This window comes from Actinoplanes sp. NPDC051537, assembly GCF_055586105.1.
The window spans coordinates 37,802-62,457 of sequence record NZ_JBVJIU010000008.1 but is presented as its reverse complement, the minus strand read 5'-3'; the positions used below and the strand labels follow the sequence as shown (position 1 = coordinate 62,457).

The following is a 24,656-nucleotide window of genomic DNA, read 5'->3' as shown; positions in this document are numbered from 1 at the left end:
ACGACAAAGGGGGAGCCGAGGCTCCCCCTTCGAAGGTGACAGGCGATCAGAGCGCGGACAGGCGGTTCAGCAGATCGCGGTAGCTGCGCAGCTGGACCCGGAGCTGCTCGGTGTCGTCCGACTCGCCGGCGAGCGAGTCCTTCTGCGCCTTCAGGGCGGTGGTCAGCTTGTCCACGGCCTCGCCGACCAGGGCGGCCGCCTCGGCGGTGGCCTCCTTGGGGCTGTCCACGAAGCGGAGCTGGATGTCGCGGAACCGGTCGGCGAACGAGTCGCCGTCGGCGAACAGCCGGTCGAGGGCGGGCGCGGGGACGCTGCCGGGCGTCGCGGCGACGGGCTCTTCGTCCGGCGTGGTGGCGGCGACGGCCACCGGCTCGGCCGCGACCTGCGGCTCGTCGGCCGGGGTGGTGTCCTCGGCCTCGGCCCGCTGCTCGTCGGCCCGAGCCTCGTCGACGGTCTCGTGCGCCTCCGCCTCGGCCTCGGCGCGGTCCTTGGCCGTGTCGTCGCCGACGGGCGAGTCGACGTCGTCGCGGCGGATCGCGTCGCCGGTGGCCGGGTCGACTGCCTCGGGGCTGTCGAAGGTGCCCTCGTCCTTGATGCCGTCGTCCTCGACCGAGTCGTCGGCCGACGCCGGCGTGACCGTGCCGTCGGGCCCATAGGTGACGGCCTCGGGCTCGTTGACGTCGTCGCGACGCGAGGCGGGCTCGTCGTCGCCGTCGGTGTCGTCGCGGTCGGTGTCAAGACGGTCGGTGTCGAGACGGTCGGTGTCGTCGCGGTCGGTGTCGAGACGGTCGGTGTCGAGACGGTCGGTGTCGAGACGGTCGGTGTCGAGACGGTCGGTGTCGTCGCGGTCGGTGTCGAGACGGTCGGTGTCGTCGAGGTCCAGGTCGACCGGGTCGTTCTCGTCGCGGCGGACGGCGGTGTCGTCCTCGTCGGTGCCGTCGCGGCGCTCCCGGTCGGCGAGCTCGTCGTCCGGGCTGCTGTCCTCGAGATCCCGGTCCTCGTCGGCGGCGTGCGCACCCGTGGCGGGCTCGCCCGGCGCGTCGCTCCACGGCGAGCCGGCGCGCTGCTGCGGCACGGCCACCGGGTCCGACGTCACCACGTCGGAATGTTCACGGTCGTACTCGGACTCGTTCTCTTTGGCTTCGTTGGAGAAGAACTTCATGGCTCGATGACTCCCTCAGCGGCTGGTGTCGGGGGCGGCGTCGGTGTCGGCGGCCCTGCGGGGAGCGGGCACCGGCTCATCGTCGGAAACGGAATCGGGAACGGAGGAATCGGGGACGGACGAACGGGGGACGGAAGAGTCAGGAACAGAGGTGTCGCGAACGGAAGAATCGCGAACGGAAGTAGTAGTACCAGGATTCGTCGACACCGGGTCGGTGCCGAGCAGATCGGCGAACAGGGCCCGGTAGTGCACGAGGGCCTGACGCAGGTCCTCGGTGCTGGCCGACCCGGCCGTGTTGCGCTCGCTGATCTCGTGCGCGTCGCGGTAGTGCTGGAGCGTGTTCGCGTGGGCGACCGACAGGTCGGCCAGCCGCTCGTCGTACTCGCCGTGGCTCGGGTAGCCACGCTCGCCGATGAGCCGGGTGACCAGCTCGTCGGCGGTGCTCACGGCGTCGGACGGGTTGTCGACGAACTGGATCTGCACCTCTTCCCAGGCGGCGCGGTACCGCTGCTGGGACTCGGGGGTCAGCTCCTTCAGCTCGAGCTCGGCGTGCCGCTTCTCGCGCTCGCGCAGTTCCTTCTCGGCCTCGGTCCGGTTGCCGGTGTCGGCCACCACGCGGTCGTACTCGGGTCCGAAGGTGCTCTGGAGCTTCTTGCGCCTGCCGGCCTGCACGCCGTACACGATCGCGGCGATGACCACCAGGATGACGATGATCAGGACGATGGTGACTGTGGGGGACATCGGCCTCCTCCTTCTTCATCCCCGTTATGCCCACTCACCGAGGGTCGTCAATCCCCTTTGGTCGGACCGGTTCGGTTACTACTCGGTAGGGGGCCTGTCGCAAGGTCGACTCTGCGGACGCATGCCAATCCCCTGGGCAATTAGGACAGAGAGGGCATATTTCGGCCGTGCGGGTGGTAGTGCCGGTTGAAGGTTTTACGTATTCTCCGGAAGGCGCGAGCGCACGGTCACGTCCTGCGACGACCGGGCGGGACGCCGGAAGCTGTCAACCCTCGGGCGGAGCCTGATGAGAACCCGCAACTGGTCGATTCGCTCGAAGATCATCACGATGGTCACGGTCCCGCTGACCGCGTTGCTCGTCGTATGGCTGTTCGCGACGGCGCTGACCGCGAGCCCGGTGCTGACCCTGCTGTCGGCCCGCACGCTGGCCACCAACGTGGCCAACCCGGGCGAGGTCGTGATCACCGAGCTCCAGCGCGAGCGCCGCCTCTCGGTGCAGTACCTGTCCGACCCGAGCGCCTCGGTCGCCATGCTCACCCCGCAACGGGCCGCCACCGACCGCGCCATCGAGGACTTCCGCGCGGCCGCCCGCGGCGGCGACGCCTGGCGTTCGGCCAGCGACACCCTGCGCGGCCGGATCAGCCAGTTCTTCACCGAGCTCAACGTGCTGGGAGCCCAGCGCACCCACATCGACAACCGCGAGCTCGACCCGATCGGCGCGCAGAACCTCTACAACGGCATGGTCGCGGGCGGGTTCGACATGTTCACGGCCACCGCGACCTTCCCCGACGACGAGATCGACCGGCAGATCCGCGCGCTGGCCACCGTCGGCCGCGGCCAGGAGTACCTGAGCCGGGTCGACTCGGTGCTGGCCGGCGCCACGGTGGCGGGCAAGTTCTCCGACTCGCTGCGCTCGGCCATGGTGCAGGATGTGGGCACCGCCCGGTTCTTGCTGGCCCAGGGCGTCGACGACCTGCCCGATACCAGCCGCGCGGCCTTCCAGAAGCTCAGCAGCGACACGGCGTTCACGCAGCTCAACAGCATGATGGACCGGCTGCTCACGGAGAGCCGGCCGGGCCAGATCTCGCCCGTCGGCGCGGACAGCTGGCACGGCGCGTACGCGTTGACCGCGGGCCAGCTGCGTGACTTCGAGGACGTCGCCATCCAGGACCTGGCCGACCGCGGCTCGTCGCTGGCCATCACGATCCTGGTGCGGCTGGCGCTGGCCGGCGTGCTCGGCCTCATCGCGTTCGCCGTCTCGGTCACCGTGTCGATCAAGGTGGGCCGGTCGATGGTCGGCCGGCTGCGCCGCCTGCGCGGCGAGGCGCTGGAGATGGCCACCGAGCGCCTGCCCAACGTGGTCCGGCGCCTGCAGCGGGGCGAGGTCGTCGACGTCGACGTCGAGACCCCACCGCTGGAGTACGGCAAGGACGAGATCGGCCAGGTCGGGCAGGCGTTCAACGACGTGCAGCGCACCGCCGTACGGTCCGCGGTCGAGGAGGCCAACGTCCGCCGCGGCCTCAACGAGGTGTTCCTCAACATCGCCCGCCGCAGCCAGACCCTGCTGCACCGCCAGCTCGCCCTGCTCGACCGCATGGAACGCCGCGAGACCGAGCCGCAGGAGCTCGAGGATCTCTACCGGGTCGACCACCTCGCCACCCGGATGCGGCGTCACGCCGAGGACCTGGTCATTCTCGCCGGCGCCGCGCCCGGCCGCGGCTGGCGCAACCCGGTCCCGGTCATCGACGTGGTCCGCGGCGCGATCAGCGAGGTCGAGGACTACAAGCGCGTCGACATCCGCTCGATCGAGTCCTCGGCCGTGCTCGGCCGCGCCGTCGGCGACATCATCCACCTGCTCGCCGAGCTGCTCGAGAACGCGACGTCGTACTCGCCGCCGCAGACCCGGGTCCAGGTCTCCGGTCAGGTGCTGCCGAACGGGTACGCGATCGAGATCGAGGACCGCGGCCTCGGCATGACCCACGAGGGACTCGACGAGGCCAACCGCAAGCTGGTCGAGCCGCCCGACTTCGACCCCGCCGACAGCGCCCGCCTGGGCCTGTTCGTGGTGGCGCAACTGGCGAACCGGCACGGCATCCGGGTCTCACTGCGCCAGTCGCCGTACGCGGGAGTGACCGCGATCGTGCTGGTGCCCGGTGACCTGGTGGTCGGCGGTCCCGGCCAGGCCGCCCTGCCCCCGGGCGCGCCCACCGACAAGCCGTGGGAGCGGCCGCTGGTCGGCTCCGGCACCGAGGACCGCCGCTCGCTCGCCGCCCTCCAGTGGCAGGGCACCGAGCAGTTGCGTGAGGTCACCGTGGCCGGTCGCCCGGTCACCCTGGCCGGCGCACTGGCCGCGCTGCCCCAGGTCGCCGAGCCGCTGCCGGCCCGGGAGAAGGCCGAGCCGCGGGAGAAGGCCGAGCCGTGGGAGAAGGTCCAGCCACGGGAGAAGGCCCAGCCGGGCGAGGAGGAGCAGCCGGCGATCGGCGGCCCGGTCCCGTTGTCGGTGGCCGACGGCGTCAGCCCGGACGGCCTGGTGCAGCGCCGCCGGGTGCGCCGCCCGATCGACCTCGCGACCGCGACCGAGCCGATCAAGGCGCTGCCGGCGCCGGAGGGAGCAAAGGCGCCGGAGAGAGCAAAGGCGCCGGACAGAGCAAAGGCGCCGGCGAAAGCAAAGGCGCCGGAGAAGGCGAAGACGGCCGAAACCGACGAGACCACCGAGGACGGTCTGCCCAAGCGCGTCCGCCAGGCCAGCCTGGCGCCCCAGCTGCGGCGCCCCGCCGGCGCGCTCCCCGACGAGCCGACCGTCCCGCTACGCTCGCCCGAGCAGGTGCGCAGCATCATGAGCGCCCTCCAGAAGGGCACGACCCGGGGGCGCATCGACGCGTCCCGCGAGATCCCGCTGCAGCGCGTTCACTCTTCATCTGAAGATCGACCGAAGCCGGAGGAACCGGGCAACGGGGGATCACCCGGAGGCGCGTCGTTCGCCGATGCGGCTACCGTCAGTTTCCCGGCGATCGTGAACCTCGCGCTCGCCCGAGCGAACGAGTCGAGCGGCAGCGACAACGGCAACGAGAACGGGCACGGGAACAGGAACGAGAACGGGCACGGGAACGAGAACAGACACGAGGACGCGGATGGCAACCGCGGGCAAGACCAGGTGACCAGGCCGGAAAAGGACGCATAGTGACCCAGACGACCAACCAGAGCGCGAACCTGACCTGGCTGCTCGACGATCTCGTCGAGCGGGTGCCCACCGCGCGGCAGGCGGTGGTGCTGTCGGCCGACGGGCTGATGATGGGCTCCTCGGCCGGGCTCAAACGGGAGGACGCGGAACACCTGTCGGCCATGGCGGCCGGCTTCCAGAGCTTGGCCAAGGGCGCGAGCCGGCACTTCCGGGCCGGGCCGGTGCGGCAGACGGTGGTCGAGATGGAGTCCGCCTTCCTGTTCGTCACTGCCGCGGGCCAGGGCGCCTGCCTCGCGGTGCTCGCCTCCAGCGACGCCGATCTCGGCCTCATCGCGTACGAGATGGCGATGCTCGTCACCAGGGTCGGTCAGAACATGAACGCGCCCGAACGCACGCCGGTGACGCCCTCCGATGCCGGCTGACCCGCCGCGCGTCGTCCACGACTGGCTCGACCACGACGCGGGCCCGGTGGTTCGTCCCTATGCGATGACCCAGGGCCGGGTCGCGCCCACCGGCGGCGACATCGACATGATGGCGTTCGTCGTGGCGGCCCACGCGGAGACGCATCTCGATGGCCCGCTCCAGCCGGAGCACCACGCGATCGTCGCCGCGGCGTGGGAGCCCATCCCCGTGGTGGAGCTGGCCTCCACGCTTGACCTGTCGGTCGGTGTCGTCCGGGTTTTGCTCGGTGATCTACGCTCGGCAGGTCTCATCTCGATGTACGAACCCCCGGCGGCCACGAAGCCGCACGACGTCGACGTACTCAAGGCGGTTGTCAATGGACTCCGTGCGCTCTGACCGCAACGGCGCGTCGTCGCGCATCCCGGTGGCGCTCAAGATCCTGATCGCGGGCGGTTTCGGCGCCGGCAAGACCACCATGGTCGGGTCGGTCAGCGAGATCCGCCCGCTGCAGACCGAGGAGATCCTCACCGGAGTCGAGGGCGCCGATGATCTCGACGGCGTGGAGAGCAAGACGACCACGACCGTGACGATGGACTTCGGCCGCATCACCATCACCGAGGACCTGCAGCTCTACCTCTTCGGCACCCCGGGCCAGGACCGTTTCTGGTTTCTCTGGGACGAGCTGTCGCAGGGCGCGCTCGGGGCCGTGGTGCTGGCCGACACCCGCCGCCTGGCCGATTGCTTTCCGTCGATCGACTACTTCGAGCAGCGCGGCACCCCGTTCGTGGTGGCCGTCAACTGTTTCGACCAGCACCAGCGCTTCGCTCCGGACGCGGTGGGCCGCGCGCTCGACCTCGACCCGGGCGTCCCGGTGGTGCTCTTCGACGCGCGCGAGCCGATGGGGGCCCGCAACGTGCTCATCGAGCTGGTGGAATATGTGGCCCGCCGGCAGCTGACGGCGGCGGGATCGCGCTGACCGGCGGGATGCAGATCAAGGCAGGAGCAAGGCGGTTGACCGTACGGGCATCCGCCAGCCCCCGCTCGACCAGGTCACCGGGCTGCTGAAAGGGCCCCCGCGCGGTCCGGTCGGCGACGATCGCGAGGGCCTGCGGCACCGGCAGCCGGGTGGCCGCCGCGAGCTCGTGTCCGCCCAGGTGGTTGAGGTCGGCGAGGCCGCCGTCGTCGATCGGCCGGTGCGGCAGGTCGGGCCGTCCGACGCCGGCCCGCAGCGCCCGCTCGGGGGAGACGAGCGCGAGCTGCCGGGCCCGGTCGCGTAGCGTCCTCCGCCGGTCGGAGCCGTCGAGCAGCAGGGCGAGGATCACGCCGTGCACGGTCGCGATCAGCCCCAGGAAGATCAGGACGGTTTCGCCCGCGTCCTCGGTCGCGGTCGAGTAGTCGGCGTCGAGCGGCGCCTGGTCGATGACCCATCCGAACAGGAACCCGACCGCGACGGCCGCGAAGTACACCCCCGCGACGACGTAGTGCCCGGGTGTGCGCCGGCGCACGGCCACATAGACGAAGAACGCCCAGGAGCCGAGCAAGCAGGTCAGGGCCGGGGCGAGCAGGGCGAAGAGGACCTCCAGCACCACCCGCCGGCGGCGCGGCGGCGGCGTGAGCTCGAGCGGCGGCATCGGGGCGATCGGCTCGGCGGCGGCGGGCGCCGGCTCGTTTCGCAGGACCAGCCGGTGCGCCTGCTGCATGCGCTCGCCGGGTTCGGTGCCGAGCTCGTCCAGCAGGTATTCGCGGGCGTCCCGGAAGACGGCCAGCGCCTCGGCCGGACGGCCGGTCTGGTGCAGGGCCAGCATCAGCTCGGCCCGCAGCCCCTCGCGCAGCGGGAACTCGCCGATCAGCCGGGTCAGCTCGCCGATCAGGGCGGCGGCCCGGCCCTGCGCGATCTCGAGGTCGGCCCACGTCTCCCAGGCCGCGGCGCGCTCCTCGGTGAGGCGGGCCCGGGCCGCGTCGAACACCGGGCCGGTCAGCCCGGCCAGCGCGTCCGCCCGCCACAGCTCGAGGCCGCTCCGCAGCGTCTGCGCGGCCGCCTCCGGCCGGCCGGCCGCTCGCTCGGCGGTTGCCCGGTTGACGGCGGCCCGGAACTCGTCGGTGTCGAACACCGCGCCGGCGGTCCGCAACACGTACCCGCCGCCGGTCAGCTCGATCAGCTCGCGCCCGAGCGCCTTGCGCAACCCGGCCACGTATTTCTGCACCACGTTGGCGCCGTTCTCGGGGGGATCGTCGCCCCAGACCGCGTCGACGATCTGGTGGGTCGGCACCGGCCGTCCCGGTGAGAGCATCAGCACCGCCAGCACGGCACGCTGCTTGGCCGGGCCGAGCGGCAGCTCGGCGCCGTCACGCCGCACCCGAACCTCGCCGAGCACCTCGAATCGCAGCAATCGTCCGCCCCCGACCCATGCCGATGAAACGGCAGCTAGCAGCATAGTTAACCGAGAATCCGGAGCAAGCGCCGCGCGGCCCGGCCGCAGACCGGCGCCAGCGGCAGCCGATGGCGGGCCGTCACCAGGTCGGCGCCGCCTTCGCGGTGACGGGTCATGGTCCCGGCGATCCGCGGGTAGCGGTCGGCCACGCCGAGGGCGGTGAGCACCGAGGTCAGCGGCACCGCGACGGCGGTCTCGTCGGTGCCCATCGCGGTCAGCAGCGCCGCCGCGTGCGCGGTGCCGACCTCGGCCAGCTCGGTGCGCACCCGCATCGGCCGGGCGGCCGTCGCCGCGTACGGGAAGGAGAACAGCAGCCCGTCGGAGCGCCAGAGATGGAACCGCCGGGCGGAGCGGCTGCCGTGCAGCCGCCATCGCACGCCGTCCTCGACCCCGCCGAGCCAGACCGGCCAGCGCGACCGGTGATAGTCCTCGACGGCTTCGGCCCAGGCCTGCGCGCAGCTTTGCTCCTCGAGGCAGCGGACGTGGCAGGGACCGGCCGGGACGCCGCTGCCGGCCGCGATCATCCACGGCAGGGCCGTCCAGTCGTGCCCGGCCAGGCCCAGCACCAGCCGGTCGCAGAGCATGCACCGTTCCGCGCGTCGTGGATCACGATGTTCCGTTCACAAAGGAGGGTGGGCCGCGCGGACCCCCGTCGAACCCGCGCGGCCCGGAGGATCAGCTCAGCAACTCGTAGACGACCGGGGTCGCCTTCTGCTGCTCGCCCGCGGCCGGGATCGCCGGGGTGGCGGTGCTGCCGAACCCGCTGTAGCGCACGGCGTACGTCTGCGCCTTGGTCTTGCCCGACGCCGGGATCGTGACGGTGAGCGTGCTCAGGTGCCCGTCGCCGCCGACGACCGCCTCGAACGGCACCTTCTTCGCCTTGTCGCCGAGCGCCTTCAGGGTCTTGTCGGCGAGGATGCCGGCGTCGGTCGACCGGGTGAGATCCGTCGTGCCGGCGAAGTGGCCGGCGCCGGTCCGCCGGATCCCGGCGCCGTTGTCGATCAGCTGCTCGGCGTAGCCGGGATCGGTCGACCCGTCGTAGCCGACCAGATCCTGGGCGTCGGCGCTCATCCTGGCCTTGTCGATCAGCAACCACTTCTTCGGGATCTTCGGGAGCCCGGGGGTGCCGGCCGGATCGAACGCGAGCTTGACCCAGCTCGTCTCGCCGATCGCCCGGATGTCCATGGTCATCGTGAAGGCCTGTCCCCGGCCCTCGGTGAGGCGCATCTCGATGGCCTTCCTCGGCGCGTCGAGGACGCCGGAGTACGGGGACTCGTTGCCCCGCACGTCGAACGCGTAAGCGCCGACGGTCTCGTCCGGCACCGCGGCGAGCAGCGCCTCGCGGGGGTCGGCCGCCGGGCTCGGGGAGTCGGCGACGGCGCTCGGGGAGTCGGCCACGGCGCCGGAGCCGGCGACTCCGCCGCAACCGGCGACGGAGAGGGCCAGGACGGTGGCGAGCCCGGCGAGCTGTGCCTTCTGTGCGGTCATCATCGTCGTCCTTCTCGGGTGGGAGTTTCGGATGTGGATCGCATCCTTCGCATCCCCGCTGCCGCATCGCTGCGGTCGGCTGCCGTCTCGCTGCCGTCTCCCGTTCGGGTCCGGCCGCCGTCCTCTCCCGGTGACCGATGCACCCCGGATGTGATGGGATCGGGGGCATGGCTGCGAACGCGGAGTACGTCTACGTCGGTGGGTACACGGGTGACAAGGGCGGTGAGGCCGAGGGCATCGCCCTGCTGCGCCGCGATCCCGCCTCGGGCGTGCTGACCCGGCTCGGCGTGGCCGCCCGCACCCCCTCGCCGTCGTTCCTCGCCCAGCACCCCACGCTGCCGATCCTCTACGCCGTCAACGAGCTCGAGTCGGCCGGCACGATCAGCGCGTTCACGGTGGCCGGCGACGGTGAGCTCACCCCGCTGTCGGTCCAGGCCACCGGCGGATCCGACCCGGCACACGTCTCGGTCACCCCCGACGGCCGGTTCCTGCTGGTGGCCAACTACAGCAGCGGGTCGGTCGCGGTGCACCCGCTCGACCCCGAGGGCGCCCCGGGCGAGCGCTCCGACCTGCTCGACCTCGAGGGCTCCGGCCCCGACGCGGAGCGCCAGCAGGGCCCGCACGCGCACATGGTGGTCGCCGACCGGGGCCGGGTGCTCGTCGCCGACCTGGGCTCGGACCGGGTGTGGTGCTGCCGGCTCGACCCGGTCAGCGGCCGGCTGAGCATGCTGCCGCCCGCGATCACGGCCAAGCCCGGCACCGGCCCGCGACACCTCCGCTTCGCCCCCGACGGTGCCCTGCTGCTGGTCGGCGAGCTGGCCGGGAACCTCACCTGGTACCACCCGGCCGCCGACGGCTCGCTCGAGTTGGCCGGCGAGGTGGCCGCCAGCACCTCGGACGGGTTCAACTTCCCGTCCGAGATCACCACGGGCCGTGACGGCCGGTTCATCTACGTCGCGAACCGCGGGCCGAACACGGTCTCGGCCTTCAGCTGGGACGGTGAGCGGGCCGAACTGATCGCCGAGGTGCCTACCGGCGGTGACTGGCCGCGGCACATGATCTTGCTCGGGGATCACCTCTACGTAGCGAACCAGCTGTCACACAGCGTGACAGTGTTCAGGATCGATCCCGAGTCCGGCATCCCCGCGGCGCAGGGTGAGCCGATCGCCGAGGCCAGCCCCACATGCCTGCTGCGCTGGACATCGATGACGGTCAGATGATGCGTGAGATGGGGCGTTTCCCGACCGATCCGGAAAATCGGTGAAAACCCGGCAGGGGCGCGCACTGATCGAGAGGACGTCAGCACGGTGCGTAATTTTGTCGGGCAGATGACCTAATCCGAGTAACTTTCCGCCGAACGTATATGGCGCTCAGGTTCCCGGGTGCGCACTATAGAGCGCGTGTCAGGCCGCCATCGTCGAAACTTTAATTTCCGAGGAGCGGGCGTCGTTGGGGCAGCGATGGCGATCATCGTCGTCATTGCCGGGTCGTACCTTGGCTACCAACAACTGTCCGACTCCGGATGCACCGGCTCCGTCCGGTTGACCGTCGCCGCCGCGACGGAGATTGCGCCTGCCGTCGAACAGACGGCGCAGCGCTGGATCCAGGACGGCGCCAACGTCAACGGGACCTGTGTCGCCGTCACCGTGAACGCGGTGAACCCCGCGACCATGGCCGCGGCGGTAGCGAGCGAGCACAAGGTCACGCTGACCGGGCTCGGCGCCGCTCCCGAGTCGGTGAAGGTGCCCGACGTCTGGATCGCCGACTCGTCCACCTGGCTTCTGCGCCTCAAGCAGGAGGCGCCGGGCTTCGTGCCGACCGACGGCAAGCCGATCGCGCAGAGCCCCGTCGTGGTGGCGATGCCGCAGCCGGTCGCCGAGCGGGTCGGCTGGCCCAACAAGAAGCTCGGCTGGAAGGACCTTCTCACCCAGCTGACCACCAGCACCCAGCTGCGCACCGGCCTGGTCGACCCGACCCGCGACGCGACCGGCCTGTCCGGCCTGCTCGCGCTGGGTCAGGCGGCGGGCGCCGGGGCCAAGGCGCAGCAGGCCAAGGTCGGCGCGGTCAAGGCGCTGGCGCAGAGCGCGTCCGCCCTGCGTGACGACCTTCTCCAGAAGTTCCCGCACTCGGCCGACGCGAACGACATCGCGACCAGCCTGAGCGCCGCGCCGCTGTCCGAGGAGGACGTGGTCGCCTACAACGCCGAGAAGCCGCCGGTGCCTCTGGTCGCGCTCTACCTCGACCCGAGCCCGCTGCCGCTCGACTACCCGTACGCGATCATGCCGGAGGTCGACCTGCAGAAGTCGGCCGCCGCGCAGGGCCTGCGCCAGCAGCTCGCCACCGCCTCGTTCAAGAACGCGCTGGCCTCCGCGGGCCTGCGGGCTCCGGACGGCTCGGCCGGCGCCGGGTTCGCCGCCCCGCTCGGCGCGCCCGAGGCATCGCCCGCGATCAGCAGCAGCAGCGGCGCCGAGGGCAAGTCGTCCGGCGGTTCGGCCGCGGCCGGCCTCGAGGCCAGCGCGCTCAGCCAGGTGCTGGGCAGCTGGGCCGCCATCACGCTGCCGGGCCGGGTGCTCGCCGTCTTCGACGTGTCGGGCTCGATGCAGACGCCCGTGCCCACGGCCGGCGGCGCCGACCGAGCCACGGTCACCCGAGGCGCGGCCAAGGGTGGTCTCGATCTCTTCGACGACAAGTGGGCCGTCGGTGTCTGGCTGTTCTCCACGAACATGGACGGCACGAAACCGTACAAGGAGATCGTGCCGATCAGCCCGCTCTCCTCGGCCCGCAGTGACCTCGAGAAGTCGATCGGCAAGATCGTGCCGAAGAGCGGTGGTCAGACCGGTCTCTACGACACGCTGCTCGCCGCCTACCAGCGGGTGCAGAATTCCTGGGAGCCGGGCAAGATCAATTCGGTCATCCTCTTCACCGACGGCGAGAACAAGAACCCGGACGGCATCAGCCAGCAGACTCTGGTCAATAAGCTCAAGCAGCTCAACGACCCGAAGCGGCCGGTGCGTGTGGTCGTCATCGGTATCGGCACCGAGGTCAACCAGAAAGAGCTCGAGACGATCGTGAAGCCGACCAGCGCGGGTGGCGTGTTCATCGCCGAGGACCCCGCGAAGATCGGCGAGATCTTCCTCGAGGCGATCGCGTCGCGCTCCGGGGCGAACTAAGACCCCGCAGACGTACGAGTCAACGGCCGTCACCGCTTGCGGTGGCGGCCGTTGCTGCCTCCGTGAGCCGCCGCAGGGTAGTGTCTGCTGCACCATGGCGCTTCACGAAGGGCCGGACCCGATGCACGCCGCGGCGATCGACGACGCCGCGCAAGCCCTGCTGTTCGCCTGGGATCAGGCGCGCGAGCAGGTCACCCCGCGCTTGTCCTGGCCTCAGCTGAACGCCCTGCTCGCCGTCGAGCGGGCCGAGGGCGTCAATCTGGGCGGTCTAGCCGCCGAGCTCAACATGCTGCTCTCCTCCGCGAGCCGCCTGTGCGACCGACTGGTGGCGTCGGGCATGGTCGAGCGCGTCCCGGGCCGGGCCGACCGGCGCGAGATCGCCCTCTACCTGACCCCGTCGTCCCGGGCCCTGCTGGCCGAGCTGCGCCACATCCGGCGCCTGGCCCTGTCCGCCACTCTCGAGCGCATGTCCGGCTCCGGCCGAGCCGCCCTGCTGCGCGGCCTGACCGAGTACGCCGAGGCCGCCGCCGACGGCGAGACCACCGCCGCCGCGCCCGCCTCGGCCCGCACCGCCTGACCCACCGCGGGCGGGGCCGGCTCGGTCAGCGGCTCAGCCAGGCGGCGGGATCGTCGCGTACGGCCTGGATCACCGTGTCGGCCGCGCCGCGCATCGCGGCGTCCGCGCCCAGCGTGGCCGCTCGCAGCGAGACCGGCGCGAGGCCGGCCGTGAGGACCCGCCGGGCGAGTTCGGTCTCGATGCCGGCGGCCAGCGTGGGCAGCGACGGCGCGTAGGCGCCGCCCAGCACGATCGTGCCGACGTCGAGCAGGTTGACCACCGCCGACAGGGCGATGCCGAGTGCCGAGGCGGCCAGCGCGGCGTCCGCCGCCATCGCCTCCTGGCCCGCGTACTGCTCGAGGCAGCCGTTCGCGCCGCAGCGGCACGGCCGGCCGTCGGGGAAGACCGTGACGTGGCCGATCTCGCCGCTCCAGCCGCGCACGCCGCGGAACAGCTCGCCGTCCAGCACGATGCCCGCGCCGATGCCGATCTCGCCGGAGACGTACAGGAACGTCTGGTTGCCGTCGGGGGCGGCCCGCAGCTCGCCCAGGGCGGCCAGGTTCGCCTCGTTGTCGACCATCAGCGGCAGGCCGGGCAGCAGCGGCGGGATCGACACGTCCTGCCAGCCGAGGTTGGGCGCCACCCGCACCAGGCCGTCGGCGGCGACCAGGCCGGGCACCGCGAGCGCGGCGCCCGCCACGGTCAGCCCGTCGGCCGCGGCGGCGGACAGGGCCCGCTGCGCCAGCGCGCCGAGCGCGTCCAGCGTGGCGGCGGGGGAGAGCGGGCGCTGGTCGCCGTGCTCGACGAACCGGTGCCGTACCTCCCCGGTGAGCGAGACCACGCAGGCGGCCAGGTAGTCGACGTTGATCTCGAGGCCGAGGCCGGCCGGGCCCTCGGCGTTGAGCGCCAGCCCGGCGGCCGGACGCCCGGCCCCGGTGCGCGGCGCCGGGTCGTGCTCGGTCAGCAGCCCACCGGCGATCAGGTCGTCGACCAGCGCCGAGACGGTGGCCCGGGCCAGCCCGGTGGCGGCCGCGATCGCGGCCCGCGATGGGCGGTTCGCGCTGTTTGCCGCTGTCTGCAACACGAGCGCGAGATTGTGGGCTCGCACGCTCGATTGCCGGACGGGAGCCCGGGAAGCACTGAGAAGACGGCCGCTCACGGCCTTGACAATGCCACACCGCGGTCAAATAATTCAACCAATAAACAAATCCGATCTGTTACGTGGAGGCAACCGTGCCGGTCCAGCCCACTCGCGAAGACAAGTTCTCATTCGGCCTGTGGACCGTCGGGTGGCAGGCCCGCGATCCGTTCGGTGACGCCACCCGCGCCCCGCTCGACCCGGTCGAGGCGGTGCACAAGCTCTCCGAGCTCGGCGCCTACGGCATCACGTTCCACGACGACGACCTGGTGCCGTTCGGCGCCGACGCCCAGACCCGGGACGGCGTCATCGCCGGGTTCAAGAAGGCGCTCGACGAGACCGGCATGATCGTCCCGATGGTGACCACCAACCTGTTCACCCACCCGGTGTTCAAGGACGGCGGCTTCACCAGCAACGACCGCTCGGTCCGGCGCTACGCGCTGCGCAAGGTCATGCGCCAGATGGACCTCGGCGCCGAGCTCGGGGCCAAGACCCTGGTGCTGTGGGGCGGCCGTGAGGGCGCCGAGTACGACGTGGCCAAGGACATCCGGGCCGCGCTCGACCGCTACGCCGAGGGCCTCAACCTGCTGGCGCAGTACTCCGAGGACCGCGGTTACGGCCTGCGCTTCGCCATCGAGCCCAAGCCCAACGAGCCCCGCGGCGACATCCTGCTGCCGACCGCCGGCCACGCGATCGCGTTCGTGAACGACCTCGAGCGTCCCGAGCTGTTCGGCATCAACCCCGAGGTCGGCCACGAGCAGATGTCGAACCTCAACTTCGCCCAGGGCATCGCCCAGGCGCTGTGGCACAAGAAGCTGTTCCACATCGACCTGAACGGCCAGCACGGCCCGAAGTTCGACCAGGACCTGGTCTTCGGCCACGGCGACCTGCTCAACGCGTTCGCGCTGGTCGACCTGCTCGAGTTCGGCGGCCCGCAGGGTGGGCCGGCCTACGACGGCCCCCGTCACTTCGACTACAAGCCGTCCCGCACCGAGGACTACGACGGCGTCTGGGCGTCGGCCGCCGCCAACATGCGGATGTACCTGCTGCTCAAGGAGCGCGCCGAGGCGTTCCGGGCCGACCCGGCCGTGCAGGAGGCGCTCGCCGCCAGCGGCGTGGCCGAGCTCAACACCCCGACCCTGAACCAGGGCGAGAGCTACCAGGACCTGCTCGACGACCGCAGCGCCTTCGAGGACTTCGACGCGGACGCGAAGGGGGAGAGGGGCTACGGTTTCGTCAAGCTCCACCAGCTCGCCATCGACCACGTTCTCAAAGCCAACTGAGCCCGAAGGCCAACTGACATGACGCTTGTCGCCGGGATCGACAGCTCCACCCAGTCCTGCAAGGTGGTCATCCGCGACGCGGAGACCGGCAAGCTGGTCCGCCAGGGCCGGGCGAGCCATCCGGACGGCACCGAGGTGCATCCGGACGCCTGGTGGGCCGCGCTGCAAGAGGCGATCGACCAGGCCGGTGGCCTGGACGACGTGGCCGCGGCCTCGGTCGCGGGTCAGCAGCACGGCATGGTGGTGCTGGACGAGAACGGCGACGTGGTCCGCCCGGCGCTGCTGTGGAACGACACGCGCAGCGCCGGGGCGGCCGCCGACCTCATCGCCGAGCTGGGCGGCGGGGACAAGTGGGCCGACGCCGTCGGCATCGTCCCGGTGGCCAGCTTCACGCTGACCAAGCTGCGCTGGCTCGCCCGCAACGAGCCGGCCAACGCGGCCCGGGTCGCCGCCGTCTGCCTGCCGCACGACTGGCTGACCTGGAAGCTCTCCGGGTCGACCGACATCGCGACGCTTCGGACCGACCGCAGCGACGCCAGCGGCACGCTCTACTGGTCGGCCAAGACCAACCAGTACCGGCCCGACCTGCTCGAGCTCGGCTTCGGCCGCCTGATCGCGACACCCGAGGTGCTCGGCCCGACCGGCGTCGCCGGCCACCTGCCCAACGGCGCCCCGCTCGGCCCCGGCGCCGGCGACAACGCGGCGGCCGCGTTCGGCACCGGCGCGGGCCCCGGCGACGTGGTCGTCTCGATCGGCACCTCGGGCACCGTCTTCGTCAGCTCCGGCGTGTCGCCCGACGACCCGAGCGGCACGGTGGCCGGCTTCGCCGACGTCACCGGCCGGTTCCTGCCGATCGTGGTGACGCTCAACGCGGCCCGGGTGCTCGACGCGGCGGCCAAGCTGCTGAGCGTCGACCACGAGCACCTCTCCCGGCTGGCCCTGCAGGCGCCGGCCGGGGCCGACGGCCTGGTCCTGGTGCCCTACCTCGAGGGTGAGCGCACCCCGAACCGGCCGGACGCGACGGGCGCGATCCACGGCCTCACGCTCAAGACCTCCGACCCGGCGCACCTGGCCCGGGCCGCCGTCGAGGGCATGCTCTGCGCGCTGGCCGACGGCCTCGACGCGCTGGTCCGGCATGGCGCCACCGCCAACCGCATCGTGCTGGTCGGTGGCGGCGCGCGCAGCGAGGCGGTCCGCCGCATCGCGCCCGAGCTGTTCGGCCTGCCGGTGCTCGTCCCGCCGCCGGGGGAGTACGTGGCGGACGGCGCCGCCCGCCAGGCCGCGTGGGTGGCCCAGGGCGGCGAGGAACCGCCGGTCTGGTCGGCCGAGACACCGGAGACGTACGACGCCACGCCCGTCCCGCTGATCCGCGAGCAGTACGCGGCCGCTCAGGACGCGGTCATCGACCGTCCCCGCTAACCTTCCTCGGGTGAGCAAGGGCGGCACCGCGCACCGCGTCTACAGCGTCGTGGTCTTCGTGATCCTGGCGTCGCTGGACAACGTGGCGATCGGCCTGGTGCCGCCCCTCTACGGCAGCATCGGCGACACGTTCGGGGTCGGCGAGGGACACATCGCGCTGGCGACCACGATCATGTTCCTGATCAGTGCGGTGGCGGCGATCGGTTTCGCGTACGCCGGGGATCGCACCGACCGCAAGCCGGTGCTCATCCTCGGCACCACCATCTGGGTCGCCGGCACCGCCTGGTCCGGGCTCTCCACCGGCTACCCGTCGTTCCTGCTCGCCCAGGTGGTGGCCGCGTTCGGCCTCGGCGCCGTCGCGTCGGTCAGCTTCGCCGTGGTCAGCGACCTGATCTCGCCGAAGCGCCGCGGCCTGGTGATGAGCTTCTGGGGCCTCTCCCAGGGTGTCGGCACCCTGGCCGGCACGCTGCTGGGCGGCCTGCTCGGCCACAACGACTGGCGCAAGCCGTTCCTGGTCGCCGCCGCGGCCGGCGTGATCGCCACGATCGCCTACCTGTTCACCTACAACGTGCCCCGCGGCGAGAGCCAGCCCGAGCTGGCCGGCGTCGAGTACGACGAGCGGATCCACGTCGGCGACCTGCCGGTGATCCTCGGCCGGCGCACCAACGTCTGGCTGATCTTCCAGGGCTTCTCGGCGCAGATCGCGCTGGGCTCGCTGGTCTGGCTGCCGATCCTGTTCCGCGCCCGGGCCGAGGACCAGGGCTATTCGCCGGGCACGGCGGTCCTGGTCGGCAGCGTCTTCGCCACCCTGTTCCAGCTGGGCGGGGCGCTGAGCATCCTCGGCGGGCTGGTCGGGGACCGGCTGCAACGCCGCACGCCTCGGGGCCGGGCACTGGTCGCGTCCGTCGGCGTGCTCTCGGCCGTACCCTTCTATCTGGTTTTGTTCTTTGTCCCCATGACCATCGACGTGCCCGACGGGGCCGGTTCCGGCACCGTGATCCGGGCCGTCCTCACCGACGTCTTCACCGAGCCGACCGTCGGCTTCTGCCTCGCGATCGCCGTCTTCGCGCTGATGCTCACCTCGGCCAACTCGCCGAACTGGTTCGCGCTGATCGCCGACGTGAACCCGCCCGAGCACCGCGGCACCGTCTACAGCCTCGGCAACCTGGTCAACGGCTTCGGCCGGGCCGGCGGCAACGCGATGGTGGCGGTGGCGTTCCGGGGGCTGGCCGGCGCGTTCCCGCCGCCGCTGAACTACGCCGCCGGGCTCGCCGCCTTCCAGTTCTTCTGGGTGCCGACCGGCGTGATGTTCTGGCTGGCCAGCAGGACGGTGGCGAAGGACATGCGGGACACGCACAACGCCCTGCTGGCCGCGGCCGACTTACGTCAAAGCCCAGACGGTGACGTCGGTGGGGACCCGCCCGTCGGCGTCGAGGGGCTCGCTCGTTAGCAGCACGGTCGCGCCCTCCGGCAGCGGCACGGGCTCGGCGCCGAAGTTGGTCAGCACCAGCACGTCGCCGTTGTGGAACGCCAGGACGTCGTCGGGCGCCTGCTGCCACGCGATCGAGCCGTGGCCGAGGGCGTGCTCCTTGCGGGCCGCCAGCGCCGCCCGGTAGAGCTCCCAGGTCGAGCCGGGGACGCCCTGCTGACGGTCGAGCGCGTACTCGGCCCAGCTGGCCGGCTGCGGCAGCCAGCTCGCGTCGGAGGGGCCGAAGCCGTACGACGGGGCGTCCGCCTCCCACGGGATCGGCACCCGGCAGCCGTCGCGGCCGACCACGGTGCCTCCCGACCGCGGCCGGGCCGGGTCCTGCCGGTGCTCGTGCGGCATGGTGGTGTGCTCCGGCAGCCCGAGCTCCTCGCCCTGGTAGAGGTAGGCCGATCCGGGCAGCGCCAGCATCTGGAGGGTGGCCGCGCGGGCCCGGCGCAGGCCGAGTGCCGTGTCCGGCTGGGGGTCCTCGGGGCCGACGCCGTGCAGCCGGCCCTGCCCGGCCGGGAACCCGAGCCGGCTGGCGTGCCGCACCACGTCGTGGTTCGACAGCACCCAGGTCGTGGTCGCGCCGACCTCGTCGTTCGCCTCGAGCGTGGTGTTGATCGTGTCGCGCAGCGCGGCCGGCCGCCACGGCGCCTCGAGGTAGAGGAAGTTGAACGCCTGGTGCATCTCGTCCGGCCGCACGTAGCGGGCGAGCCGCTCGGCCGGCTGCACCCAGGCCTCGGCGACCAGAATGCGGCCACCGGCGTACGTGTCGAGCAGTCGCCGCCACTCCCGGTAGATCTCGTGCACGCCGTCCTGGTCCCACATCGGCGGCGGCGGGCCGACCGGCTCGAGCCCGCCGAGCACCGACGTGGGGTAGTCGTACTCGGCCAGCGTCGCCTCCTTGACCAGGCCGTGCGCGACGTCGACCCGGAAGCCGTCCACGCCCCGGTCGAGCCAGAACCGCAGGACGGCCTCGAACTCGGCGCGCACCTCGGGGTTGCCCCAGTCGAGGTCGGGCTGGCTGATGTCGAACAGGTGCAGGTACCACTGGCCGTCCGGCACCCGCTCCCAGGCGCTGCCGCCGAACATGCTGGTCCACGAGTTGGGCGGGAGCGCGCCGTCCGGGCCGCGGCCCTCGCGGAAGATGTAGCGGTCGCGCTCGGGGCTGCCCGGCGCCGCGGCCAGCGCCTGCCGGAACCATTCGTGCGCGCTCGACGTGTGGTTCGGCACCAGGTCGACGATGATCTTCAGGCCCAGGTTGTGCGCCTCGGCGATCAGCTTGTCGGCGTCGCCGAGGTCGCCGAAGAGCGGGTCCACCGAGCGGTAGTCGGCCACGTCGTAGCCGGCGTCGTTCTGCGGGGAGGGATAGAAGGGCGAGAGCCAGACGGCGTCGACGCCGAGGTCCCTGAGGCGGGGCAGGCGCCCGGTGATGCCGGGCAGATCGCCCATCCCGTCGCCGTCGCTGTCCGCGAACGAGCGGGGATAGACCTGGTAGATGACGGCGTCGCGCCACCATTGGTTGACCATGCCGCCAGGCTAGTCGTCGAGGATGGCGGCGAATCTCTCCTCGGCGAGGTCGAGCTGGTCGAGGATGTGGTCCTTGGCCGCCAGCGAGAGCGGCGTGTCCGGCCGGCCGACCAGCTCGCGCAGCTTGGGCACCAGCGGGCGGTACTTGGTGGCCGACGAGAACGCCTTCGCCGGCGTGGTGTGCACGACGCCCACGCCGTTGTCGGTGAAGTCGGACACCTTGATCACCCGAGCCCACGGGTCGCGCTCGAGGCTGGCGGCCACGTGCTCGCGGTACTGCTCGTGGCGGTCGCGCTCGGGGTCGTACTCCGGGTTGGTGACCGAGCGCACCAGCTCGGCCACCCGCGGGTTGAAGCGCCGCGTCAGCTCGGCGATGGCCGCCTCGGTGAGCTCGGTGTGCGTGCCCTCGGCGAGCATGCCCAGCTCGGCGGGGTGGTCCTCGACGGCGTCGTGCAGCAGGGCCGCGGTCAGCACGTCGACGTCGTGGATGCCGTAGTACTTGATGATGCGGATCGCCACCCGCAGCAAGTGGTTCAGGTATGGCTCGCGCACCCGCCGGTCGTCGGCGTGCAGCTTGGCGGCCAGGTCGAGCGCCGTGACGAGCTGGTCGCGCTCCTCGGGCGGGAACGACTCCACCTCCAGGAGGAACCGCTCGCGCAGCCCCTCCACGCCATAGACCTCGGTGATCGCATGCAACGGCATCGACAGCAGCATCCGTGGCGCCATGCCGACACTTTAATGGTCAGTTCCCGGTGGTGGAGCGCATCGGGACCGGCCGGGGTGACGGGCGCCGGGCGCCGGGCGCGGCCGGCGTGGCGATCGACGCCTGCTTGAGTGACCAGGCGTTACTGCTTTCGGCGTGCACGCCCCGCTTCGGGTTGCCGGCGCCGTCGGTGAACTCCTCCTCGGTCATCGCCTGGAGAGCGCTCAGCGCCACCCCCACGATCGTGGCCGCGGTGATCAGCGTGATCGGGACGATCATGGTGAGCGGCGTGATGCCGTGCACCTGCGCGACGACGTCCGGGTCGAGGTGGACGGCCATCGCCGCCATGCCGGTGTAGTGCATGCCGCACACGGCGATCCCCATGATCCCGGCGGCGAGGCTGACCCGGGCCCAGCCGCGCACCGAGACGGCGAACCAGAGCGCGACCGTGGCCGCGACGACGGCGATGATCACCGAGGCCACCACCAGCGACAGGTTGTAGCTCATGTGGCCGGCCACGTGCAGGCCCTCCATGCCGGTGTAGTGCATGACGATCACGCCCCCACCGGTCAGCGTGCCGGCGACGATCACCTTGGGCAGGCTGCGCTTGCCGTGCCCGACGATCAGCAGGCCGAGCCCGACCGCGACGACGGCGGCGATCATGCTGAGCAGGGTCATCGGGAGGTCGTAGCGGACCGGGCTGGCCGGCACGTCGAAGCCGAGCATCGCGGCGAAGTGCATGAGCCAGATCGCGCCGCCGCCGATGGCGAACGCGGCGATCCCCAGCCATCGGTTGCGCCGGCCGCGGGTGCGGGCGTCCCGGGCGCGGGCCGTGCAGAGCAGCCCGAAGAACGAGCCCAAGTAGGCCAGCAGGTAGGCGGCGAGGGGGTTGAAGACACCGTACGTGAAGTGATGGACCTCGGTCACTGCGGCAACCTCGCGAAAGATCGACGAATATTCGCAGGTGATTTACGGCCAAATACGCGGACGCTCATCGCACGCTGTGTGCGGGCCCATCACAAAGAGGAACCGGGACCGCCATGTCGGCGATCCCGGTTCTTCGGTTCGGTTCGGGGGGAGTGGCGATGATCAGGTGAAGATGCTGACACCGCCGGGGCCCACCAGCAGGCCGACAATGATCAACACGATGCCCCAGAGGAGCTGCCGCCGGAACAGCGCGAGGATGCCGGCGACCACCAGGATGACTGCGAGGATCCAGAGGAGAACGTCCATGCAGACCGGTTACCCGGACGCCCCGAAAAGGAAACCCACTTACGTGGCGACCAGTTCGAGATCGACTTCTTCGGAAAGAAGCTGGTAGACGTTGTACGCCTGCTTGATCACCGGGTGGGCCACGTTGCGCACCGGGACCCCGCCCGGCGTACGCCCGCGCTCCGACCCGTGGTGGGCGTGCCCGTGCAGCGCGAGCGCCGTCGGGGCCGCGTCGATCGCCCGGCCGAGCTGGTAGCAACCGAGGAACGGGTAGATCTCCAGCGGCTCGCCGAGCAGCGTGTCCGGCACGGGGGCGTAGTGCGTCAGCGCCACCAGCGCGTCGACCTGGAGCGACAGCAGCGCGTCCTGAAGGCGCTCGGCGATCACCTCGGTGGTGCCCACGAAGTCCTTCATCTCGCGCTCGCCGAAGTTGCTGGCGCACGCGCCCGCGAACCCGCCGCCGAAGCCCTTCACGCCCGCGATGCCGAGCCGGTGCCCGTGCAGCTCGAGGACGGTCGTCTCGCCCTCGAGCACGGTGATGCCCGACTCGGTCAGCACCTCGGTCACCCGGGCCTGCTGGTCGCTCTGGTGGTCGTGGTTGCCCAGCACGACCACCACCGGCACGCCCAGCCCGCCGAACTCGGTCGCGAAGCAGCGCGCCTCCTCGACGGTGCCGTGCCGGGTCAGATCGCCGGCGACGAGCAGCGCGTCGGCCCGCTCGGGCAGCTGCTCGAGGGCCGGCCGAAACCGGCCCAGCACGTCCTCGTCCACGTGCACGTCGCCCACGGCGGCGATCCTGATCATGAAATCTCCTCCACCTCGCTGGGCGCCTGGGCCCGGGTGATGCCGATGTCGCAGGTGATCTGCACGTCCGGGAAGCGCTCGTTGATCTGCCGGCAGATCTCGTCCCGCCGGTGCGGGCTCTCCACCTCGCCGCCCAGCACGAGCACGTGCTCGCGGCGGTGCACGGTGATGCCGAGTTCGGCGATCCGCCCGTCGGTGAGCAGGCTCTGGATCTCGGCTTCCAGGTATTCGTCGAGTTGAGTGCTCATCTGTCTCCCCTACCCCCATCCGGCTCGTTCCCACCGAAGGGAACGACGTCCAACCGGTCGAGCAGAATCAGGAACGCCTCGGCGTACGGCGATCGGGTCGTCTCCCGCCGGACCCGCGCCCAGTCGATCTGCTCACGCAGCGACCGAGCCACCGGGAAGCCGGTGGCGAAGTCGCAGTAGTGCTGGCTGTAGCTCAGCAGTTTGTGAATCATCAGCTGGGTGGCCGAGATCACCGGCATGCTGATCGCCTCGACCGAGATCAGCTCGGTGTCGCGCAGCGTCTCGTCGGTGACCGGCGACTCGACCGGCCGATGGATGAGGTCCACCATCCGGTCGTCGTCGTAGACCTTGACCAGCCAGTCCTCCGGGGGCTGCTCGGTGCGGAAGCCGACCGCCGAGAGGGCCTTCAGCGCCTGCTCGGCGTCCTGCTCACGGAGCAGGAAGTCGACGTCGTGGTCGCTGGAGTGACCGCCGTGCGCATACACCGCGAAGCTCCCCCCGAGCGCGAACGGGATGTCGGCCGCCTTGAGGGTGGAGGCCACCCGCTTGAGCGTGCCGGCCAAGCCTTCGTCCACGTGGTGCGGCATGGGCGTTCTCCTGTTCGACGTGTGTGCGGTCCGTGCCGTAGTGCCGTACCCGGGCCCGCTTACCCTTGAACCTCACGTCAAAATCAACTGCTACACCCGATTTTGGTACGGAATGAGCACCGTCGCTGTGAAACGCCCTGGCCAGGCCCGGTTACCGTTGGTAGGCATGACCCGCCAGCCACGAACCATCGCCCTGGTCGGCATCGACGGATCGGGCAAGACCACCCAGGCCCACCGCCTCGCCGACGACCTGGCCGCCTCGGGTTTGCGAGCCGCCTACCGCCGCAACGCGGGCGGCCGCCGCTGGTTCGGCCGCCTGGCCCAGCGCCTCGGCCGCGGCGACGACGCCGAAGACCTGCTCGGCCGCCCCGGCATGCTGTTCGTCGAGTCGCTGCTGCGCTGGCTGGCCATCCTGCGCACCCTGCTGCGCCGCGCCTTCACCGGCGAGATCACCGTGATGGACCGCTACGCCGCCTGCCAGTACGCGAGCCTGCGTGCCCGGGCCGCGGCCCCGCACGCCGAGCGCCGGGCCCGCCTGGCCTACCGCCTGTTCCCGCGCCCGGACGTGACCTTCCTGCTGGCCGTGGACCCGCAGACCGCCCACGACCGCATCGAGCGCCGCGGCTACGACCACGAGACCACCGACTACCTGTCCGCCGCCGAGGCCGCCTATCGTTCGCTCCCCGAGTACGACGACTTCGTCGTCATCGACGCCAACGGCACCCCGGCCGAGGTGGCCGCGGAGATCCGCGCCCGCCTGCCGCTCCCGGCCCCCGTCACCCCGGCCCGCTCCCGAGTCCGCACCATGATCCTGGCCGGCGCCCCGCTGCTCGCCGGCGCGACCGCCCTCGGCTACCAGCTGGCCGAGGCCCTGTAGACCGCCGCCCGCCACCCTCAGCCAGCCGCTGTCTGCTTACCTCCGGCTCTGCTTACCTCCGGCTCTGCTTACCTCCGGCTCTGCTTACCTCCGGGCTCGCCCACTGCTGGCTCTGCTTACCTCCGGCTCTGCTTACCTCCGGGCTCGCCCACTGCTGGCTCTGCTTACCTCCGGGCTCGCCCACTGCTGGCTCTGCTTACCTCCGGCTCTGCTTACCTCCGGGCTCGCCCACTGCTGGCTCTGCTTACCTCC

24 protein-coding genes are annotated in these 24,656 nt (G+C 71.5%); 11 read left to right on the top strand and 13 right to left on the bottom strand.

What is annotated here, in order from left to right:
• Positions 1-46: 46 nt before the first annotated feature.
• Positions 47-1,162: a hypothetical protein gene (locus ACZ6TB_RS20560; RefSeq protein WP_465556128.1), complete on the bottom strand. Its 1,116-nt coding sequence runs from the start codon at positions 1,160-1,162 to the stop codon at positions 47-49.
• 15 nt (positions 1,163-1,177) lie between these two features.
• On the bottom strand, positions 1,178-1,903 hold the full coding sequence (locus ACZ6TB_RS20555; protein WP_465556127.1) for a hypothetical protein: 726 nt from the start codon (positions 1,901-1,903) through the stop codon (positions 1,178-1,180).
• Between the two features lie 286 nt (positions 1,904-2,189).
• Between ACZ6TB_RS20555 and ACZ6TB_RS20550 the strand changes: the two genes are divergently transcribed.
• The 4 genes from ACZ6TB_RS20550 to ACZ6TB_RS20535 are packed head-to-tail and all read left to right on the top strand — an operon-like array spanning position 2,190 to position 6,462.
• Positions 2,190-5,084 (top strand): sensor histidine kinase, encoded by a 2,895-nt coding sequence (locus ACZ6TB_RS20550; protein ID WP_465556126.1) that lies wholly within the window; start codon positions 2,190-2,192, stop codon positions 5,082-5,084.
• Positions 5,081-5,506 (top strand): roadblock/LC7 domain-containing protein, encoded by a 426-nt coding sequence (locus ACZ6TB_RS20545; protein WP_465556549.1) that lies wholly within the window; start codon positions 5,081-5,083, stop codon positions 5,504-5,506. Before ACZ6TB_RS20550 ends, ACZ6TB_RS20545 begins: the two co-directional genes overlap by 4 nt.
• Entirely contained in the window at positions 5,496-5,882 is a 387-nt protein-coding gene (locus ACZ6TB_RS20540) for a DUF742 domain-containing protein (protein ID WP_465556125.1), read from the top strand. The genes ACZ6TB_RS20545 and ACZ6TB_RS20540 overlap by 11 nt, the downstream gene beginning before the upstream one ends.
• Positions 5,863-6,462: a GTP-binding protein gene (locus ACZ6TB_RS20535; RefSeq protein WP_465556124.1), complete on the top strand. Its 600-nt coding sequence runs from the start codon at positions 5,863-5,865 to the stop codon at positions 6,460-6,462. The genes ACZ6TB_RS20540 and ACZ6TB_RS20535 overlap by 20 nt, the downstream gene beginning before the upstream one ends.
• On the opposite strand, the gene ACZ6TB_RS20530 is transcribed toward ACZ6TB_RS20535, so the two are convergent.
• From ACZ6TB_RS20530 to ACZ6TB_RS20520, 3 genes are all read right to left on the bottom strand, one after another.
• Positions 6,404-7,876: a BTAD domain-containing putative transcriptional regulator gene (locus tag ACZ6TB_RS20530; protein WP_465556123.1), complete on the bottom strand. Its 1,473-nt coding sequence runs from the start codon at positions 7,874-7,876 to the stop codon at positions 6,404-6,406. The two genes, ACZ6TB_RS20535 and ACZ6TB_RS20530, sit on opposite strands and share 59 nt — an antisense overlap.
• Before the next feature lie 47 nt (positions 7,877-7,923).
• Entirely contained in the window at positions 7,924-8,502 is a 579-nt protein-coding gene (locus tag ACZ6TB_RS20525) for a hypothetical protein (protein ID WP_465556122.1), read from the bottom strand.
• Positions 8,503-8,593: 91 nt separating this feature from the next.
• Positions 8,594-9,409 carry a hypothetical protein gene (locus ACZ6TB_RS20520; RefSeq protein ID WP_465556121.1) on the bottom strand — a complete coding sequence of 272 codons (816 nt, stop codon included), beginning with the start codon at positions 9,407-9,409 and terminating at the stop codon, positions 8,594-8,596.
• Positions 9,410-9,573: 164 nt separating this feature from the next.
• Between ACZ6TB_RS20520 and ACZ6TB_RS20515 the strand changes: the two genes are divergently transcribed.
• The 3 genes from ACZ6TB_RS20515 (at position 9,574) to ACZ6TB_RS20505 (ending at position 13,153) form a co-directional block, all read left to right on the top strand.
• The gene (locus ACZ6TB_RS20515; protein ID WP_465556120.1) at positions 9,574-10,626 is read left to right on the top strand and encodes a lactonase family protein; all 1,053 of its coding nucleotides are present in this window, start codon (positions 9,574-9,576) and stop codon (positions 10,624-10,626) included.
• Positions 10,627-10,866: 240 nt separating this feature from the next.
• Positions 10,867-12,576 (top strand): VWA domain-containing protein, encoded by a 1,710-nt coding sequence (locus ACZ6TB_RS20510; protein ID WP_465556119.1) that lies wholly within the window; start codon positions 10,867-10,869, stop codon positions 12,574-12,576.
• A 94-nt stretch (positions 12,577-12,670) separates the two neighbouring features.
• The gene (locus ACZ6TB_RS20505) at positions 12,671-13,153 is read left to right on the top strand and encodes a MarR family winged helix-turn-helix transcriptional regulator (RefSeq protein WP_465556118.1); all 483 of its coding nucleotides are present in this window, start codon (positions 12,671-12,673) and stop codon (positions 13,151-13,153) included.
• Between the two features lie 25 nt (positions 13,154-13,178).
• Here ACZ6TB_RS20505 and ACZ6TB_RS20500 read toward each other — a convergent pair whose 3' ends face one another.
• Complete coding sequence (locus ACZ6TB_RS20500; RefSeq protein WP_465556117.1) at positions 13,179-14,216, bottom strand: ROK family protein; 1,038 nt, start codon at positions 14,214-14,216, stop codon at positions 13,179-13,181.
• Between the two features lie 149 nt (positions 14,217-14,365).
• Here ACZ6TB_RS20500 and xylA point away from each other — a divergent pair, with 149 nt between their 5' ends.
• From xylA to ACZ6TB_RS20485, 3 genes are read left to right on the top strand one after another with little or no spacing between them, the layout of a single operon-like run.
• Positions 14,366-15,553 carry a xylose isomerase gene (xylA, locus tag ACZ6TB_RS20495; protein WP_465556548.1) on the top strand — a complete coding sequence of 396 codons (1,188 nt, stop codon included), beginning with the start codon at positions 14,366-14,368 and terminating at the stop codon, positions 15,551-15,553.
• An 18-nt stretch (positions 15,554-15,571) separates the two neighbouring features.
• On the top strand, positions 15,572-16,972 hold the full coding sequence (xylB, locus tag ACZ6TB_RS20490) for a xylulokinase (RefSeq protein ID WP_465556116.1): 1,401 nt from the start codon (positions 15,572-15,574) through the stop codon (positions 16,970-16,972).
• Positions 16,973-16,982: 10 nt separating this feature from the next.
• A complete protein-coding gene (locus ACZ6TB_RS20485) occupies positions 16,983-18,422 on the top strand; it encodes an MFS transporter (RefSeq protein ID WP_465556115.1) in 1,440 nt (479 codons plus the stop codon).
• Here the strand turns inward: ACZ6TB_RS20485 and ACZ6TB_RS20480 are convergent.
• The 7 genes from ACZ6TB_RS20480 to ACZ6TB_RS20450 all read right to left on the bottom strand — a co-directional run bounded on the left by ACZ6TB_RS20480 (position 18,354) and on the right by ACZ6TB_RS20450 (position 23,527).
• Entirely contained in the window at positions 18,354-19,973 is a 1,620-nt protein-coding gene (locus ACZ6TB_RS20480; protein WP_465556114.1) for a glycoside hydrolase family 13 protein, read from the bottom strand. The two genes, ACZ6TB_RS20485 and ACZ6TB_RS20480, sit on opposite strands and share 69 nt — an antisense overlap.
• Before the next feature lie 9 nt (positions 19,974-19,982).
• Complete coding sequence (locus tag ACZ6TB_RS20475; protein WP_465556113.1) at positions 19,983-20,699, bottom strand: HD domain-containing protein; 717 nt, start codon at positions 20,697-20,699, stop codon at positions 19,983-19,985.
• A 16-nt stretch (positions 20,700-20,715) separates the two neighbouring features.
• The gene (locus ACZ6TB_RS20470) at positions 20,716-21,603 is read right to left on the bottom strand and encodes an MHYT domain-containing protein (RefSeq protein ID WP_465556112.1); all 888 of its coding nucleotides are present in this window, start codon (positions 21,601-21,603) and stop codon (positions 20,716-20,718) included.
• A gap of 162 nt (positions 21,604-21,765) precedes the next feature.
• Positions 21,766-21,909 (bottom strand): GPGG-motif small membrane protein, encoded by a 144-nt coding sequence (locus ACZ6TB_RS20465; protein ID WP_179855124.1) that lies wholly within the window; start codon positions 21,907-21,909, stop codon positions 21,766-21,768.
• A gap of 39 nt (positions 21,910-21,948) precedes the next feature.
• The gene (locus ACZ6TB_RS20460; protein WP_465556111.1) at positions 21,949-22,692 is read right to left on the bottom strand and encodes a metallophosphoesterase family protein; all 744 of its coding nucleotides are present in this window, start codon (positions 22,690-22,692) and stop codon (positions 21,949-21,951) included.
• Positions 22,689-22,940, bottom strand: a complete 252-nt coding sequence (locus ACZ6TB_RS20455) for a hypothetical protein (RefSeq protein WP_465556110.1) — start codon at positions 22,938-22,940, stop codon at positions 22,689-22,691. The genes ACZ6TB_RS20460 and ACZ6TB_RS20455 overlap by 4 nt, the downstream gene beginning before the upstream one ends.
• Positions 22,937-23,527 (bottom strand): nucleotidyltransferase family protein, encoded by a 591-nt coding sequence (locus tag ACZ6TB_RS20450; protein WP_465556109.1) that lies wholly within the window; start codon positions 23,525-23,527, stop codon positions 22,937-22,939. Before ACZ6TB_RS20450 ends, ACZ6TB_RS20455 begins: the two co-directional genes overlap by 4 nt.
• 166 nt (positions 23,528-23,693) lie before the next feature.
• Between ACZ6TB_RS20450 and ACZ6TB_RS20445 the strand changes: the two genes are divergently transcribed.
• The gene (locus tag ACZ6TB_RS20445; RefSeq protein WP_465556108.1) at positions 23,694-24,404 is read left to right on the top strand and encodes a dTMP kinase; all 711 of its coding nucleotides are present in this window, start codon (positions 23,694-23,696) and stop codon (positions 24,402-24,404) included.
• Positions 24,405-24,656 lie beyond the last annotated feature (252 nt).